The following is a 16641-nucleotide window of genomic DNA, read 5'->3' as shown; positions in this document are numbered from 1 at the left end:
CGAGTGCGCCCGGCGCGCAAGATGATAGCGGCGATGGGCCGCGGCGGGGAGGTCAGAGTTCCTCGACGCGCCGCGGGGGGTAGCTGTCCCAGGCCTGGCAGCCCGGACAGTGCCAGAAGTACTGGTGGGCCTCGAAACCGCAGGCCGCGCAGCGGTAGCGCATCAGCGGCCGGGTGGCCTGGTCGAGCGAGCGCTGCACCTGCGGGTGGAACTGCTCATGCTCGAAGCGCTCGCTGGCCAGCCAGCGCGAGGCCGCCACCAGCGAGGGGTGGTGCGCCAGGTGGGCGATGTAGCCGTCGCGCGGCTGCGCCGCGATCGCTGCGTCCGAGGGCGCGTCGTCGGGCAGGGCCGGCGTGCCCCCCAGCGCGATGATCGCCTCGAGCACATCGATCGATGGCGACGCCACGTAGCGGCGCTGCAGCAGCGCCAGCGCCTCGCCGGAGCGCTGCGAAGCCACCGCGGCCTGCTGCATCGCCGCCGCGTACAGGGGCAGGGCCAGCGGCGCGGTCTCGCTCAGGGCCGCCAGCGTGTCGAAGGCGGCCGCCGCATCGCCCTTGCGCAGTTGCAGGGTGGCGCTGTCGATGGCCGGGCGCGGCGCCTCGGGCGCCAGCGCGACCGCCTGCTGCAGCAGCCGGGCCGCGGCGCCGAGGTCGCCGGCGGCCACGCGTTCGGCCGCCTGCTCGCACAGATGGTGGGCCCGGCGGGTGCTGTAGCTGGCCTGGTCGGACTCGTCGAGCTTCTGCGCCACGTCCTCGGCCTGGGCCCATTCGCGCGAGCGTTCGTAGATCGCCAGCAGCGAGAGCCGGGCCTCGTTCTCGTAGCGCGTGCCCTCGAGCTTCTGCAGCGCGGCCTCGGCGCGGTCGAGCAGGCCGGCGCGCAGGAAATCCTGCGCCAGGGCGTGCTGCGCGCGGTCGCGATCGGCGCGGCTCAGGTCCCCCCTGCCCAGCAGGTGCTCGTGCACGCGGACCGCGCGCTGGTACTCGCCGCGGCGACGGAACAGGTTGCCGAGCGCGAAATGCAGCTCCTGCGTGTCGGGGTCGTTCTGAACCGCCTCGATGAAGGCGTCGATGGCCTGGTCCTGCTGCTCGTTGAGCAGGAAGTTCAGGCCGCGGAAATAGGCCTTGGGCGCCTGGCGGTTCTCGATCCTGAGCTGCCGCAGGTCGAAGCGCGATGCGAGCCAGCCGAGCACGAAGGCAATGGGCAGGCCGAGCAGCAGCCAGCTGAAATCAAAGTCCATGTTGGCGAACGGCGGGCAGGTCGGTGGTGGCAGGCGCAGGCGGCGCTGCGGGGGAGGCCGTCGCCGGGGCGACCGGGGCGGCGGGCCGCTGGGCGGCGGCGCTGCGGTGTTTCCACCAGCCCGGCAGCATGCCGAGCGCGCCGACCACCAGGCCGCCCGCAAAGGCCGCCAGCACCACCAGCACCAGCGGCGCGCGCCACGAGGTGCCGAAGAAGAAGTAGACGGTGGCGTCGTGCTGGTTGTTCAGCGCGAAGGCGAAGAGGGTAAAAAAAATGGCTGCCTTGAGCAGCCACAGGAGGTATTTCATGCGGGTCCCCGATGGCCGGGGAATTCTATGCCTCAGCGGGCCTTGTTCTTCTCGGCGTCGAGGATCGCGGTCTGGGCGTCGACCGCCTCGCGCAGGGCCTTGCCCGGCTTGAAGTGGGGCACGCGCTTCTCGGGGATCTGCACGCTTTCGCCGGACCGCGGATTGCGTCCGATGCGCGGCGGGCGCCGGTTGACCGTGAAGCTGCCGAAGCCGCGGATCTCGATGCGATGGCCGCGCACCAGCGCGTCGCCCATGGCGTCGAGGATGGTCTTGACGGCGTATTCGGCGTCGCGGTGCGTCAGTTGCGCAAAGCGGGCGGCGAGTTCTTCGACGAGATCGGAGCGGGTCATGGCAAGAAATGTAGGCGAAAAAAAAGACAGGGTGGCGCCCGGCGCCAACCCTGTCCCCGGGACCCGGATTACTTGTCCGAGTTGTCCAGCTTGGCGCGCAGCAGGGCGCCCAGGCTGGTCGTGCCCGCGTTCTCGCGTGCCGACTGCTGGCTCAGGCTGGCCATGGCGCCTTGCTCGTCGACCATGTCCTTCTGCTTGATCGACAGCTGGATGTTGCGGGTCTTGCGATCCACATTGACCACCACGGCCGTGACTTCGTCGCCTTCCTTGAGCACGTTGCGTGCATCTTCCACGCGATCGCGGGAGATTTCGCTGGCGCGCAGGTAGCCGATGATGTCTTCGCCGAGGTCGATTTCAGCGCCGCGGGCGTCCACGGTCTTGACTTTGCCGGTCACGATCTGGCCCTTGTCGTTCACGGTCGTGAACGTGGTGAACGGATCGCTGTCGAGCTGCTTGATGCCCAGCGAGATGCGCTCGCGGTCGACATCGACAGCCAGCACGATCGCTTCGACTTCCTGGCCCTTCTTGTAGTTGCGAACGGCGGTCTCGCCGGTTTCGTTCCACGAGAGGTCGGACAGGTGCACCAGACCGTCGATGCCGGCAGCCAGGCCCACGAACACGCCGAAGTCGGTGATCGACTTGATCGGGCCCTTGACGCGGTCGCCGCGCTTGGTGTTCTGCGCGAACTCCTGCCACGGGTTGGCCTTACACTGCTTCATGCCGAGGCTGATGCGGCGCTTGTCTTCGTCGATCTCGAGGACCATGACTTCGACTTCGTCGCCGAGCGAGACGATCTTGTTCGGCGCGATGTTCTTGTTGGTCCAGTCCATTTCGGAGACGTGCACCAGGCCTTCGATGCCGGGTTCGAGTTCGACGAACGCGCCGTAGTCGGCGATGTTCGTGACCTTGCCGAACAGGCGGGTCGATTGCGGGTAGCGGCGCGAAACGCCCATCCACGGGTCGTCGCCCATCTGCTTCAGACCCAGCGAGACACGGTTCTTCTCGGTGTCGAACTTGAGGATCTTGGCGGTGATTTCCTGGCCGGCCTGGACCACTTCGCTCGGATGGCGGACGCGGCGCCATGCCATGTCGGTGATGTGCAGCAGACCGTCGATGCCGCCGAGGTCGACGAACGCACCGTATTCGGTGATGTTCTTGACGACGCCGCGCACGACTGCGCCTTCCTTCAGGGTTTCCATCAGCTTGGCGCGTTCTTCGCCCATGCTGGCTTCGACCACGGCACGGCGCGACAGCACCACGTTGTTGCGCTTGCGGTCGAGCTTGATGACCTTGAATTCGAGGGTCTTGTTCTCGTACGGGGTCAGGTCCTTGATCGGACGGGTGTCGATCAGCGAACCCGGCAGGAAGGCGCGGATGCCGTTGACCAGCACCGTGAGGCCGCCCTTGACCTTGCCGCTCGTGGTGCCGGTGACGAAGTCGCCGGATTCGAGGGCCTTCTCCAGCGCGAGCCACGAAGCCAGACGCTTGGCGGTGTCGCGCGAGAGGATGGTGTCGCCGTAGCCGTTTTCGACGCTGCCGATGGCCACGGAAACGAAATCGCCGGCCTGGACTTCGAGCTCGCCCTTGTCGTTCTTGAACTCTTCGATCGGCACGTAGGCTTCGGACTTGAGGCCTGCGTTGACGACGACGTGGTTGTGTTCGACACGCACGACTTCGGCGGTGATGACCTCACCGGTGCGCATCTCCGAACGCTTCAGGGATTCTTCGAATAGGTCGGCAAAAGATTCAGACATGTGTTTTTCCTTCCGTCACGCAGGGTTTGCAGCTGCACCATTGCGGCTGGCTTGGGTCTGGCGGCGGCGGTTGTGTGGGCTTCGGGCCCGGTTAGGGTTGAACAACCAGCAAGGCCGATGCGCTGTCGCGCGGCGGGGACCCGGCTGGATCGAAAACACCGTTCAAGCGGACTCGAACGGCTGTACTTCCTGCCACCAGGCAAGCACCTGCACGACCGATTGCTCGATCGTCTGGTGCGAGTTGTCCAGGAGGCGGGCATCAGGCGCCGGCTTGAGTGGCGCGACGCTGCGGGACGAGTCCCGGAGATCACGCGCTTCCAGATCGGCGCGAAGACTGTCGATTGTAGTCGAAATTCCCTTTGAAATCAACTGCTTATAACGGCGCTCGGCGCGGTGGGCGGCGCTCGCCGTGAGGTACACCTTGAGGTCGGCGTCGGGGAAGATCACGGTGCCCATGTCGCGGCCGTCGGCCACCAGGCCCGGCAGGCGCCGGAAGCTGCGCTGCAGCGCCAGCAGGGCGGCCCGCACCGCCGGCAGGGCCGAGACGCGCGAGGCGTCCATGCCGGCGGCCTCGGTGCGCAAGTCTTCGCTCACATCCTCGCCCGCCAGCAGCACCTTGCCCTCGCTGAAGACCAGGGGCAGGGCCCGCGCGAGGTCGGCGATGCGGGCCTCGTGGGCGGGCTCGGCGTCGAGCCCGGCGCGGCGCATCACCAGCCCGGTCACCCGGTAGAGCGTGCCCGAATCCAGGTAGTGGTAGCCCAGCCGCCGCGCCACCTCGACCGTCAGCGTGCCCTTGCCCGAGGCGGTCGGGCCGTCGATGCAGATCACCGGCACCTCGGGGGCCTGGGCGACCGAGAACAGGGTCTCGAAGTAGTCCGGGAAGGTCTTGGCGACGCAGTGCGGATCGAGGATGCGCACCGCGACGCGGTCCGGATTGAAGGCCGCCAGCGAGAAGCACATCGCCACCCGGTGGTCGTCGTAGGTCTCGATGCTGGCCGGGCGCCAGCCGCCGGCCGCCAGCGGGTGGACGCGGATGAAGTCGGGGCCGTCCTCGACCGTGGCGCCGAGCTTGCGCAGCTCGTTGGCCATCGCGTCGATGCGGTCGGTTTCCTTGACCCGCCAGCTGGCGATGTTGCGCAAGGTGCTCGGGCCGTCGGCGTAGAGCGCCATCACGGCCAGCGTCATCGCGGCGTCGGGGATGTGGTTGGCGTCGAGGTCGATCGCCCGTAGCGGCCACGCGCTGCGCGAGATCGCCAGCCAGTTGGGCCCGCTGTCGACCACTGCGCCCATCTGCCGCGCGGCGTCGATGAAGCGGATGTCGCCCTGGATCGATTCGGCGCCCACGCCCTCGATCCGGATGCCCGTTCCTTCGGCGATGGCGCCGAGCGCGACGAAATAGCTGGCCGACGAGGCATCGGCCTCGACGTGGATGTCGCCCGGCGAGCGGTACTGGCTGCCGGCCGGGATGGTGAAGCGCTGCCAGCCCTCGCGCTGCACCGTGATGCCGAAGCGCGCCAGCAGGTTGAGCGTGATCTCGATGTAGGGCTTGGAGATCAGCTCGCCGACGACGTCGATCACGATGTCGCGCCGGGCCGCAAGGGGCAGCGCCAACAGGAGCGCAGTCAGGAACTGGCTGGAGACGTCGCCGCGCACGCGGATCGGCGTGTCGAGCTGCAGGGCGTCGAGCGCGACCGGATGGATCTGCAGCGGCGGATAGCCCGGATTGCCGAGGTAGTCGACGCGGCAGCCGAGCTGGGTCAGGGCGTCGACCAGGTCGCCGATCGGGCGCTCGTGCATGCGCGGCACGCCGCGCAGTTCGAACTCGCCGCCCAGCAGGGCCAGCGCGGCGGTCAGCGGCCGCATTGCGGTGCCGGCGTTGCCGAGGAACAGCGACGCCGAGGGTGTCTTCAAGCGACCGCCCAGGCCTTCGATGCGCAGGGTGTCGCCCGCGCGCTCGACCTTGCAGCCGAGCGCGGCCAGGGCATCGAGCATGACCCGGGTGTCGTCCGAGTCGAGCAGGTCGCGCACGGTCGTCGTGCCGCTGGCCAGTGCCGCCAGCAGCAGCACGCGGTTGGAAATGCTCTTGGAGCCCGGCAGGCGGACGGTGCCGGCGGCCGCCGCCAGGGGCGGGATGTCGAGAAAGGGGGTCGTGAACATGGTCAGTCCGGCGAGGCGGCCACGCCCGGCTGCCACAGGGAGCGAACGCCGCTCGCCGCCGCGATCGCGTCTTCGAGCTCCTGGGCGTTGCTGGTGCGCACCAGTGCCTCGAGGTGGGCCAGGGCCTCGCGGAAGCCCTGCGCCTGCAGCAGCACCTGGTCGCGGTTGGCCAGCAGGACGTCGCGCCACATGGTCGGGTCGCTGGCGGCGATGCGCGTGAAGTCGCGGAAGCCCGGGCCCGCCAGTTCGAGGAAGCGGCCGCCCTGGGGGTGCGCGGTCAGGGCGTTGATGAAGGCGAAGGCCAGCAGGTGCGGCAGGTGGCTGACCGCCGCGAAGGCGCTGTCATGGGCCTCCGGCGTCATCGTCACCACCTTGGCCCCGATGGCACTCCAGACCTTGGAGGCCCGCTGCACGTTCGAGCGCAGCGTGGCCTTGACCGGCGTCAGCACCACCTGGCGCCCGGCGTACAGGTCGGCATCCGCATGCTCGACCCCGGCGACCTCCTTGCCGGCGATCGGATGGGCGGGCACGAAAGCGCCGATCTGGTCCTGCAGCCCGCGCCGGGCGGCCTCGATGACGTCGCCCTTGGTCGAGCCGACGTCCATCACGAACATCTTGTCGTTGATGCCGTGGCGGATCGCCTTGAAGGTCTGCTCGGAGGCGCCCACCGGGACCGCGATCAGCACCAGGTCGGCGCCCGACATCGCCAGCAGCGCGGACGGCGCGGCGACGTCGATCACGCCGAGCTGGCGGGCGCGCTCGGTGGTCGAGGGCGACTTGCTGTAGCCGACCACCCGCTTGACCAGCTTCGCGCGCTTGAGCGCCAGCGCGAACGAGCCGCCCATCAAACCGCAGCCGATCAGGCCCAACTGTTCGATCATCGTCAGGCTTTGATCGGGTAGGCGCCCAGGACCTTGTAGAACGCGCACAGCTTGCGCAGTTCGACGAGCGCGGCGGCCACGTTGGGTTGCGAGGGATGGCCGTCGAGGTCGATGTAGAAGTAGTACTCCCACTGGCCGGTGCGCGCCGGCCGCGACTCGAAGCGGGTCATCGAGACGTTGTTGGCCTTGAGCGGCACCAGCAGGTCGTGCACCGCGCCGGGCTGGTTCGGCACCGACACCACCAGGCTGGTGCAGTCGCGCCCGGAGGCCGGCGGCATCGCCAGGGTCTGCGGCAGGCAGATGATGGCGAAGCGGGTGCGGTTGTAGGAGTCGTCCTGGATCGCATGGGCGACGATGTGCAGCCCGAAGCGGGTGGCGGCGCGTTCGCTCGCCAGGCCGGCCCAGGCCGGGTTGCCGGCCGCCAGCCGGGCGCCTTCGGCATTGCTCGACACCGCGCGCCGCTCGGCATTCGGCAGGTGCTTGGCGAGCCAGGTCTGGCACTGGGCCAGCGCCTGCGGATGGGCCAGCACCGCTTCGATGCCCTCGAGCGAATTGCTCGAGCGCAGCAGGTGGTGGCGCACCAGCAGGCTGACTTCGCCGACCACGTGGGTGGGCGAGTGCAGGAACAGGTCGAGCGAGCGGGTGACCACGCCCTCGGTGGAGTTCTCGACGCCGACCACGCCGTACTGGGCGCTGCCGGCGGCGGTGGCGTGGAAGACCTCGTCGAAACTGGCGCAATAGACCAGGTCGGCGGCGCCGCCGAAGTACTCGACCGCGGCCTGCTCGCAGAAGGTGCCTTCGGGCCCGAGCACGGCCACCCGCTGCGGCGATTCGAGCGCCAGGCAGGCCGACATGATCTCGCGCCAGATGGCGGCCACGTGCAGCGCCTTCAGCGGGCCGCCGTTGCTCTGCTGCATCTTTTCGATCACCTGGGCCACGCGGTCGGGCCGGAAGAAGGGCGTGCCCTCGCGCTTCTTCACCTCGCCGACCTGTTCGGCCACGCGGGCGCGCCGGTTCAGGAGGTCGAGGAGCTGCTGGTCGAGCGAGTCGATCTGCACGCGCAGATCGGCCAGGCCGGGGGACGTTTCGGGGGTGGAGGGCGGTGTGGCTGGTGCGGTCATTCGGTCGGGTCGCTCGTGCCTTCTACGCACGCGACCGTTCGAATTCTCGCATGTAGGCCACCAGCGCCTGCACGCCGGCCAGCGGCATGGCGTTGTAGATGCTGGCGCGCATGCCGCCGACCGACTTGTGGCCCTTGAGCTGCAGCAGCCCGGCCTCGCGGGCGCCGGCCAGGAAGGCCTCGTTGCGGCTTTCGTCGGCCAGGAAGAAGGGCACGTTCATGCGCGAGCGGCAGCCAGGGTCGACCTTGTTGGCGTAGAAGTCCGAGCCGTCGATGAAGTCGTACAGCAGCCGCGCCTTGGCGATGTTGCGCGCCTCCATGGCGGCGACGCCGCGCAAGTCGCCCTCTTGCTGCTCGCGCAGCCACTGGAAGGTCAGGCCGGCGATGTAGATGCCCCAGGTCGGGGGCGTGTTGTACATCGACTGGTTGTCGGCCACCGTCTTGTAGTTGAAGGCGCTCGGGCAGATCTGGAGCGCATGGCCGAGCAGGTCGTCGCGCACGATCACGATCGTGAGGCCGGCCGGGCCGAGGTTCTTCTGGGCGCCGCCGAAGGCCAGGCCCACGCGCGACCAGTCGACCGCGCGCGAGGCCACGTGCGACGAGAAGTCGATCACCAGCGGCGCCTTGCTGCCGAGCGCGGCCAGGTCGGGCAGCTGCTGGAATTCGACGCCGTTGATGGTCTCGTTGGTGCAGACGTGGACGTAGGACGCGTCGGCCGACAACTGCCAGCCGGCCGCATCCGGCAGCCGGGTGTGGCCGTCGGCCGCATTGCTCGCCACCACCTTCGCCTCGCAGTAGCGCTGGGCTTCCTTCTGCGACTTGATGCTCCAGCTGCCCGTGAGGACGAAATCGGCGCGCGTGCCGCGCGACAGGTTCATCGGGACGATCGCGTTCTCGCCCAGGCCACCGCCCTGCATGAACAGGATGTGGAACTGCGACGGCACCGCGAGCAGTTCGCGGATGTCGGCCTCGGCCTGGGTGCAGATCGCGCCGAACTCCTTGCCGCGATGGCTCATTTCCATCACGCCCATGCCGCTGCCGTGCCAGTCGAGCATCTCGGCGGCAGCGCGCTGCAGCACCGCCTCCGGCATCGCGGCCGGGCCGGCGGAGAAGTTGTACGGGCGCGGACCCGCGGGCTTGGTCACTTCTTGGCGGGCGCCTTGGCGGGCGCTGCGGCCTTGCCGGCACCGGCGGGTGCGCTGGTCGGCGCGCCCAGGGCCTTGGCGACGCTGGCGTCGAGCGCGACCATCTTCGGCTCGATCGTGGCGCGCGTTTCGCCCACCAGCTTCTCGGTCAGGGCGGTCTGCAGCTTGGGGTTGATCTCCTGGTACTTCTTGCTCAGCGGCGAGCTGATCCAGGCCATGAGCTGCTTGAGCTCATCTTCGCTGAAGTTCTGCTCCATGATCGGCGTCAGGGCGCCCGGTGCCAGCTGCACGGCCTTGTCGCGCACGATCGGGTAGGCCTCGTCGAAGTACTTCTTGAGTTCGGCATCGGCGGCCTTGGCGGCGGCTTCGCGCTTCTCGGCCGGCACCTGCGTCTGCAGGTACTGGGAGCCGGCCTGGGCGATCGGGGCGCTCGACTGTTCGACCAGTCCGCGCGCCAGCGATTCGACGCCGGGGCGCTGCATGTCGATGAACTGCTTGATCAAGGTCGCCTTGTCCTGGGCCATGGCCAGCGAACTGCCGGCAAGCGCGGCCGTCAGGAGCGCGAGTTTGATTTTTTTCACTGAGGGTTCTCCGTTGAAGAGGGGGTGGATGAGTCGTCGTCGGCGCCGGGTTCATTCTCGATATTCGCGTCATTTTCGACGATGCGCTGCAGCCCGCTGAGCTTGGCGCCTTCGTCGAGTCCGATCAGGGTGACGCCTTGCGTCGCACGCCCCAGTTCGCGGATTTCGGAGACTCGGGTGCGCACGAGGACACCCTTGTCGGTGATGAGCATGATCTCGTCGTCGGCATGCACGAGAGTCGCGGCCACCACTTTGCCGTTACGTTCACTTTGTTGAATCGCGATCATGCCCTTGGTTCCCCGGCCGTGACGCGTGTACTCGGTAATGCTTGTGCGTTTTCCGTAACCGTTTTCGGTTGCCGTGAGCACGCTCTGCTCCTCGTCCTCGGCCACCAGCATGGCGATCACGCCCTGGCCGTCCTCGAGCATCATGCCGCGCACGCCGCGGGCGTTGCGGCCCATCGGGCGGACGTCGTTCTCGTCGAAGCGCACGGCCTTGCCGCCGTCGGAGAACAGCATCACGTCGTGGGCGCCGTCGGTCAGCGCGGCACCGACGAGGTAGTCGCCCGGGTCGAGGTCGACCGCGATGATGCCGGCCTTGCGCGGGTTGCTGAACTCGTCGAGGGCGGTCTTCTTGACCGTGCCCATCGAGGTCGCCATGAAGACGTACTGGTTGGCGGGGAAGGTGCGCTTCTCGCCGGTCAGCGCCAGCACGACGTTGATCTTCTCGCCTTCCTGCAGCGGGAACATGTTGACGATCGGCCGGCCGCGCGAGCCGCGCGAACCCGCGGGCACCTCCCAGACCTTGAGCCAGTAGAGCCGGCCGCGGTTCGAGAAGCACAGGATGTAGTCGTGCGTGTTGGCGATGAACAGCTGGTCGATCCAGTCGTCCTCTTTGGTCGCCGTCGCCTGCTTGCCTCGGCCGCCGCGCTTCTGGGCCCGGTACTCGCTGAGCGGCTGGCTCTTGATGTAGCCGCTGTGCGACAGGGTGACGACCATGTCGGTGGGCGTGATCAGGTCTTCGGTCGAGAGGTCGAAGGCGCTGTGCTCGACCAGGCTGCGGCGGGCGCCCAGCTTGCTCTGGCCGAACTCCTGCTTGATCGCGCCGAGTTCGTCGCCGATGATCACCGAGACCCGCTCCGGCTTGGCCAGGATGTCGAGCAGGTCGTCGATCTCGGCCATCACGTCCTTGTATTCGGCGACGATCTTGTCCTGTTCGAGGCCGGTCAGGCGCTGCAGGCGCATCTGCAGGATTTCCTGGGCCTGGGTGTCCGACAGCTTGTAGAGGCCGTCGGCGTGCATGCCGTATTCGCGCTCCAGGCCGTCCGGGCGGTAGTCGTCGGCGTTGATCACGCCGCCGTCGGCGCGGGTGCGGGTGAGCATCTCGCGCACCAGCTTGCTGTCCCAGGCGCGGCTCATGAGCTCGGCCTTGGCCACCGGGGGCGTCGGGGCGTTGCGGATGATCGCGATGAATTCGTCGATGTTGGCCAGCGCCACCGCCAGGCCCTCCAGCACATGGCCGCGCTCGCGTGCCTTGCGCAGGGTGAAGACGGTGCGGCGGGTGACCACTTCGCGCCGGTGCTGCAGGAAGACCTCGATCAGGTCCTTGAGGTTGCACAGCTTGGGCTGGCCGTCGACCAGCGCCACCATGTTGATGCCGAAGGTGTCCTGCAGCTGGGTTTGCTTGTAGAGGTTGTTGAGCACCACCTCGGGCACTTCGCCGCGCTTGAGCTCGATCACCAGTCGCATGCCCGACTTGTCGGACTCGTCCTGGATGTGGCTGATGCCTTCGATCTTCTTCTCGTGCACCAGCTCGGCCATGCGCTCCTGGAGCGTCTTCTTGTTGACCTGGTAGGGCAGCTCGTCGACGATGATCGCCTGCCGCTGGCCGCGGTCGATGTCCTCGAAGTGGCAGCGGGCGCGCATCACGACCTTGCCGCGGCCGGTGCGATAGCCGTCCTTGATGCCGTTGATGCCGTAGATGATGCCGGCGGTGGGGAAGTCGGGCGCCGGCACGATCTCCATCAGGTCGTCGATGCTGGCGTCAGGGTGGCGCAGCAGGTGCAGGCAGGCGTCGACCACCTCGTTCAGGTTGTGCGGCGGAATGTTGGTCGCCATGCCGACCGCGATGCCGCCGGCGCCATTGACCAGCAGATTCGGCAGTTTGCTCGGCAATACCAGCGGCTCTTTTTCGGAGCCGTCGTAATTGGGGCCGAAATCGACCGTTTCCTTGTCGATATCGCCCAGCATTTCATGGGCAATTTTGGCCAGCCGGATCTCGGTATAGCGCATCGCGGCCGCCATATCGCCGTCGACCGAGCCGAAATTGCCCTGGCCGTCAACCAGCATGTGGCGCATCGAGAAGTTCTGCGCCATCCGCACGATGGTGTCGTAGACCGACTGGTCGCCGTGCGGGTGGTACTTGCCGATGACGTCGCCGACGATACGGGCCGACTTCTTGTACGGCCGGTTCCAGTCGTTGTTGAGCTCGTGCATCGCGTACAGGACGCGCCGATGCACCGGTTTGAGGCCGTCCCGCGCGTCCGGGAGGGCGCGGCCGACGATCACGCTCATGGCGTAATCCAGGTAGCTGCGACGCATTTCCTCTTCGAGGCTGATGGGCAGTGTTTCTTTGGCGAACGAGGTCATGGGCGGCACGCAGACGGCAAGGGAGGCGGAATTTTACGCTGTGGACGGTGTCGCACCGCCGCAACACAAGGCCGGTATTCCGCCTCCGTCCTACGTTTCCGGGGCGTCTGCGGGGGGGTTTGCCAAAGACCCTATGGCACAATCGCCTCAACGTTTTGGGTGGTGGTCACTTAAAGCGTCCTTGATTCGCAGCGCGGCTGCGGCTTTTTCCCCAAGAGGAGAACCATGAAGAAACTGAATAAAGTGGCGATGATGTTTGCAGTCGCTGCGCTCGCCACTGCCGCCGGCGCGCAGACCCGTGTCACCGCTGCGAATGGCGGCCCGGTCATCGACAACTGGCAAAACGGCACCGGTGAACTGGTCTGGAAGAACGGCACCAATGAACTGTGCTGGCGCGATGCCAACTGGACGCCCGCAACGGCTGCCGCTGGTTGCGACGGCGCTCTGGTTCCGGCACCTCCGGTGGCTGCTGCTCCCGCTCCCGCACCGGCTCCGGTTCCCCCGGCAGTCGCTGCTTCGAAGGTCACCTTCGCTGCTGACGCCTTCTTCGACTTCGACAAGTACGTCCTGAAGCCCGAAGGCCGCGCCAAGCTCACCGACCTGGTCTCGAAGATCAAGGACGTGAACCTCGAAGTCATCATCGCCGTCGGTCACACCGACTGGATCGGTACCGTTGCGTACAACCAGAAGCTGTCGGTCCGCCGCGCTGAAGCCGTCAAGGCCTTCCTGGTCTCGCTGGGCGTCGAAAAGAACCGCGTGTACACCGAAGGCAAGGGCAAGAGCCAGCCGATCGCTGACAACCGCACCGCCGAAGGCCGCGCCAAGAACCGCCGCGTGGAAATCGAAGTGGTCGGCACCCGCCCCAACAAGTGATTCGCCAGAATCGCTGATGAAAACCCCGCCTCGGCGGGGTTTTTTTATGGCCGGCCGGGTGCCGGCATTTCAATTCCCGACGTTTCATAATCGCTGCATGACCGATACCGTGAATGCCGATCCGGCAGAACTCGCCAAATTTTCCGAACTCGCGCACCGCTGGTGGGATCTCGAAAGTGAATTCCGGCCGCTGCACGAAATTAATCCGCTGCGGCTCGACTGGATCGACGGCATCGCGCCGATTGCCGGGCGCAAGGTGCTCGACGTCGGCTGCGGCGGCGGCATCCTGGCCGACTCGATGGCGCGCAAGGGCGCCGAGGTGCTGGGTGTCGACCTGGCGGACAAGGCGCTCAAGGTGGCGCAGCTGCATGCCCTGGAGGCCGGCACCCGCGGCGTCAAGTACCGTTCGGTCAGTGCCGAGGCGCTGGCGGCCGAGCAGCCGGCCACTTTCGACGTCGTGACCTGCATGGAGATGCTCGAACACGTGCCCGATCCGGCCTCGGTCGTCAAGGCCTGCGCCGATCTGGCCAAGCCCGGCGGCTGGGTCTTCTTCTCGACCATCAACCGCAGCCTCAAGTCCTTCATGCTGGCGATCGTGGGAGCCGAGTACGTGCTCGGCATGCTGCCGCGCGGCACGCACGAATACCAGAAGCTGATCCGGCCGAGCGAGCTGGCCGCCCACTGCCGCGCCGCCGGGCTCGACCTGCGCCATACCCGCGGCCTCGAGCACAACCCGGTGACGCGGCGCTATTGGCTGAGCAGCGACACCGGCGTCAATTACATGTTCGCCACCCGGAAGCCGGCGGGCTCCCTGTGAAGGCGGCGCGCACCGAAGCCGTCCTGTTCGACCTCGACGGCACCCTGATCGACAGCGCCCCCGACCTGGGCGCCGCGGCCGACCAGATGCGTACCGAGCGCGGCCTGCCGTCGCTGCCGCTGGCGCGCTATCGGCCGATGGCCGGCGCCGGCGCCCGGGGCATGCTGGGCGTGGCCTTCGGCATCACGCCGGAGGCGCCCGAGTTTCCGGCGCTGCGCGAGGAGTTCTTTGTCAAGTACGAGTCGCGGATGCTGCGCAATACCCAGGTCTTCGAGGGCGTGGCCGAACTGGTCGAGGCCCTGAAGGCCGCCGGGCTGCAGTGGGGGGTGGTCACCAACAAGTCGGAGCGCTTCACCGTGCCGCTGACGCGCGCGATGGCGCTGTTCGAAAGCGCCCGTGCCATCGTCAGCGGCGACACCACGCCGCATGCCAAGCCGCACCCGGAGCCGCTGTTCGAGGCGGCGCGCCGGCTCGGCGTGGCGCCGGCGCGCTGCATGTATGTCGGCGACGACGAGCGCGACATCCTGGCTGGCCGCGCCGCCGGCATGCGCACGGTGGCCGCGACCTACGGCTACATGGGCGAGCAGGCCGAAGTGGCGCGCTGGGAGGCCGATGCCGCCATCGCTTCGCCCATGGAGCTCTTGATGTTGCTGAAACAGGCCTAAAATAGCTCGCTTGGGGCTGCACTGGTTTCGACGTGGGTTCGGAATCGCAGCGGGGCATGTCGAGCTGAATGCGCTCGTAAAACAGATTCAAACAAACTAACTGCAAACGACGAACGTTTCGCACTCGCCGCTTAATTGCCGGTGAGCTTTGCAACAGCAGGCCGATGGGCTGGGCAAGGGGGCGCTAGAGCAATCTGACGCCTCCCGGCTGCAAAGATAATCTACATGGGCTGGTCCTGATCCGGGTACCTTGGGTCGGGACGAGAAAATAGGGTGCTGGCGGCCGGTGTAGCGTGCGACTGCGCGACACCGGTGGCGAGACTCAAATCAGACCGCTAAACATGTAGATCTGCGCGAAGAAGGCTTGCGGACGGGGGTTCAAATCCCCCCAGCTCCACCATTCAAGAAGGCGCCGCCGATGCATTTTGCTTCGGCGGCGTCTCTGCGATCCAATCCCTCCACGGTACCCGGTCCGTGCAAAGAGGCCCATGGATTCATCGACGACGACATTGACGAGCCACAGCGACGTGCTTTCGCACGACGCGCTTCCTTTCCCGCAGTCGTGTCCGGAGCAGCTGGAGGCGCTGGCCTTCCTGTTCGGCGTCCGCTCGCCGCCGCCCGCCGGAGCCCGCGTGCTCGAACTGGGCTGCGGTGCGGGTGCCAATCTCATTCCCTTTGCCGCCCGGCATCCGCAGGCGCACGCGGTCGGCGTCGACCTGTCGCCGGCCCGCCTGAAGGAAGGCGCCGGCGTGATCGCGCGGGCGCGGCTCATGAACATCGACTTGCGGGCGATGGACCTGGCGGACATCGACGCCTCCTTCGGCCAGTTCGACTACATCATCTGCCACGGCCTCTACAGCCGGGTGCAGCCGGCGATGCAGGAGGCGATCCTGCGGGTCTGCGCGCAGAACCTCGCGCCGGACGGCGTGGCCTGCGTCAGCTACAACGTCCATCCGGGCTGGAAGGCGCGCGAGACCGTGCGCGACGCCATGCGCCTGCGCGGCGCCCCGCGCGACGATCCCGACGAAAAGCTCTCCTACGCGCGCGGCATGCTCGAGTTTCTCGCCCAGGCGGCGCGTCCGGGCAGCGTGCTGCGGGCGACGCTCGACGAAGCGCTGCCCGCGGTGCGCGGCGCGAGCGACGCCCAGCTGCTGCATGAATGGCTGGCGCCTTCGAACGCGCCGTGCTACTTCAAGCAGTTCGTCGAGCGCGCCGATGCCCATGGCCTGGCCTACCTGGCCGACGCCGAGCCGCACACGATGTTCGCCCAGAACTACAGCGAGCGGGTGCGCGAGCCCCTGATGCGGCAGTGCGGCGCGAGCCAGATCCTGATGGAGCAGACGCTGGACTTCCTGGTCAACCGGGCGTCCCGCCAGACCCTGCTGGTCCGGCGCGAGCGCGCGGGCGAGATCCGCTACCGGCTCGAATTCGAGCGCCTGCGCGCGCTCGCCTACGCCGGCCGCTTCGCCGCCGACGACGGGGGCGTGCTGGCGCTCGACGGCGGCGAGCTGTCGTGCACCGGCCTGCGCGAGCAGAAGCTCACGCTGCGGCTGCCGATCCACCGGGCCGTCGCGCAGGTGCTCGACGAGCGCTTTCCGGCCACCGTCGAGGTCGACGCGCTGGCGGCGGAGGTGTCGGCCCGCATCGGCGAGGCGCGCGCGGTGGTCGATCCGCTGGTGCTGGCGATGCTCGAGGAACTGGTGATCCTCGGCGCAGTCCGCATCCGGCGCACGGCACCGCAGGTGGCGGCCCATGTGTCGCCTTTTCCGCAGGCCCCGGCGGCGCTGCGCAACGCGCGCGAGGTCGCGCTGAGCGCCGGGCCGGCGGCCGCGGCCAGCAACCAGTGGCACGAGCAGGTCGCGCTGTCGCCGCTCGAGCGGCTGTTGCTGCCGCTGCTCGACGGCCGGCACGCCCACGAAGACCTGGCCGGCCACCTGGTGGCCGAGGCGCAGGCCGGACGGCTGCGCCTCATCGGCAAGGACGACAAGCCACTGGCCGGCGACGAGGCGCTGCGCGAGTTCGCCCGCCAGCAGGTGGGGTTCGCCCTGCGGGACCTGCGTCGCAAGGCCTTGCTCACGGGCTGAACCCATTCACCAGGAACCAGAT

The 16641-nt window shown here is 67.9% G+C and carries 14 protein-coding genes and 1 other RNA gene; 5 read left to right on the top strand and 10 right to left on the bottom strand.

Translation table 11 applies throughout. From position 1 onward, the window contains the following. Positions 1–52: 52 nt before the first annotated feature. From lapB to gyrA, 10 genes are all read right to left on the bottom strand, one after another. Complete coding sequence (gene lapB, locus QTI33_RS20920; protein WP_286508190.1) at positions 53–1237, bottom strand: lipopolysaccharide assembly protein LapB; 1185 nt, start codon at positions 1235–1237, stop codon at positions 53–55. Next, entirely contained in the window at positions 1227–1544 is a 318-nt protein-coding gene (locus QTI33_RS20915) for a LapA family protein (RefSeq protein ID WP_286508189.1), read from the bottom strand. Before QTI33_RS20915 ends, lapB begins: the two co-directional genes overlap by 11 nt. A 32-nt stretch (positions 1545–1576) precedes the next feature. After that, complete coding sequence (locus QTI33_RS20910; RefSeq protein ID WP_286508188.1) at positions 1577–1894, bottom strand: integration host factor subunit beta; 318 nt, start codon at positions 1892–1894, stop codon at positions 1577–1579. Positions 1895–1962: 68 nt separating this feature from the next. Further along, the gene (rpsA, locus tag QTI33_RS20905) at positions 1963–3648 is read right to left on the bottom strand and encodes a 30S ribosomal protein S1 (protein WP_286371265.1); all 1686 of its coding nucleotides are present in this window, start codon (positions 3646–3648) and stop codon (positions 1963–1965) included. A 162-nt stretch (positions 3649–3810) separates the two neighbouring features. Then, entirely contained in the window at positions 3811–5805 is a 1995-nt protein-coding gene (locus QTI33_RS20900; RefSeq protein WP_286508187.1) for a bifunctional 3-phosphoshikimate 1-carboxyvinyltransferase/cytidylate kinase, read from the bottom strand. 2 nt (positions 5806–5807) lie between these two features. Next, positions 5808–6686 (bottom strand): prephenate dehydrogenase, encoded by an 879-nt coding sequence (locus QTI33_RS20895; RefSeq protein WP_286508186.1) that lies wholly within the window; start codon positions 6684–6686, stop codon positions 5808–5810. Positions 6687–6688: 2 nt separating this feature from the next. Continuing rightward, on the bottom strand, positions 6689–7807 hold the full coding sequence (gene pheA, locus QTI33_RS20890) for a prephenate dehydratase (protein WP_286508185.1): 1119 nt from the start codon (positions 7805–7807) through the stop codon (positions 6689–6691). A 22-nt stretch (positions 7808–7829) separates the two neighbouring features. Continuing rightward, complete coding sequence (gene serC / locus QTI33_RS20885) at positions 7830–8897, bottom strand: 3-phosphoserine/phosphohydroxythreonine transaminase (RefSeq protein ID WP_286508366.1); 1068 nt, start codon at positions 8895–8897, stop codon at positions 7830–7832. A gap of 50 nt (positions 8898–8947) precedes the next feature. Then, positions 8948–9532, bottom strand: a complete 585-nt coding sequence (locus tag QTI33_RS20880) for a DUF2059 domain-containing protein (protein ID WP_286508184.1) — start codon at positions 9530–9532, stop codon at positions 8948–8950. Then, positions 9529–12180 (bottom strand): DNA gyrase subunit A, encoded by a 2652-nt coding sequence (gene gyrA / locus QTI33_RS20875; protein ID WP_286508183.1) that lies wholly within the window; start codon positions 12178–12180, stop codon positions 9529–9531. The genes QTI33_RS20880 and gyrA overlap by 4 nt, the downstream gene beginning before the upstream one ends. A 225-nt stretch (positions 12181–12405) precedes the next feature. Here gyrA and ompA point away from each other — a divergent pair, with 225 nt between their 5' ends. From ompA to QTI33_RS20850, 5 genes are all read left to right on the top strand, one after another. Then, positions 12406–13053 (top strand): outer membrane protein OmpA, encoded by a 648-nt coding sequence (gene ompA / locus QTI33_RS20870; protein WP_286508182.1) that lies wholly within the window; start codon positions 12406–12408, stop codon positions 13051–13053. Positions 13054–13150: 97 nt separating this feature from the next. Then, positions 13151–13870, top strand: a complete 720-nt coding sequence (gene ubiG / locus QTI33_RS20865; protein ID WP_286508181.1) for a bifunctional 2-polyprenyl-6-hydroxyphenol methylase/3-demethylubiquinol 3-O-methyltransferase UbiG — start codon at positions 13151–13153, stop codon at positions 13868–13870. Beyond that, positions 13867–14535: a phosphoglycolate phosphatase gene (gene gph / locus QTI33_RS20860; RefSeq protein ID WP_286508180.1), complete on the top strand. Its 669-nt coding sequence runs from the start codon at positions 13867–13869 to the stop codon at positions 14533–14535. Before ubiG ends, gph begins: the two co-directional genes overlap by 4 nt. A 12-nt stretch (positions 14536–14547) precedes the next feature. Beyond that, positions 14548–14935: a transfer-messenger RNA gene (gene ssrA / locus QTI33_RS20855) on the top strand. Between the two features lie 88 nt (positions 14936–15023). Next, a complete protein-coding gene (locus QTI33_RS20850; protein WP_286508179.1) occupies positions 15024–16619 on the top strand; it encodes a methyltransferase regulatory domain-containing protein in 1596 nt (531 codons plus the stop codon). Positions 16620–16641: the final 22 nt, after the last annotated feature.

The sequence above is a fragment of the Variovorax davisae genome, from assembly GCF_030316845.1.
Taxonomy (GTDB): domain Bacteria; phylum Pseudomonadota; class Gammaproteobacteria; order Burkholderiales; family Burkholderiaceae_C; genus Variovorax; species Variovorax davisae.
Note: the sequence above shows the minus strand (reverse complement) of the source record. Positions and strands in the feature narration are given on the sequence as shown.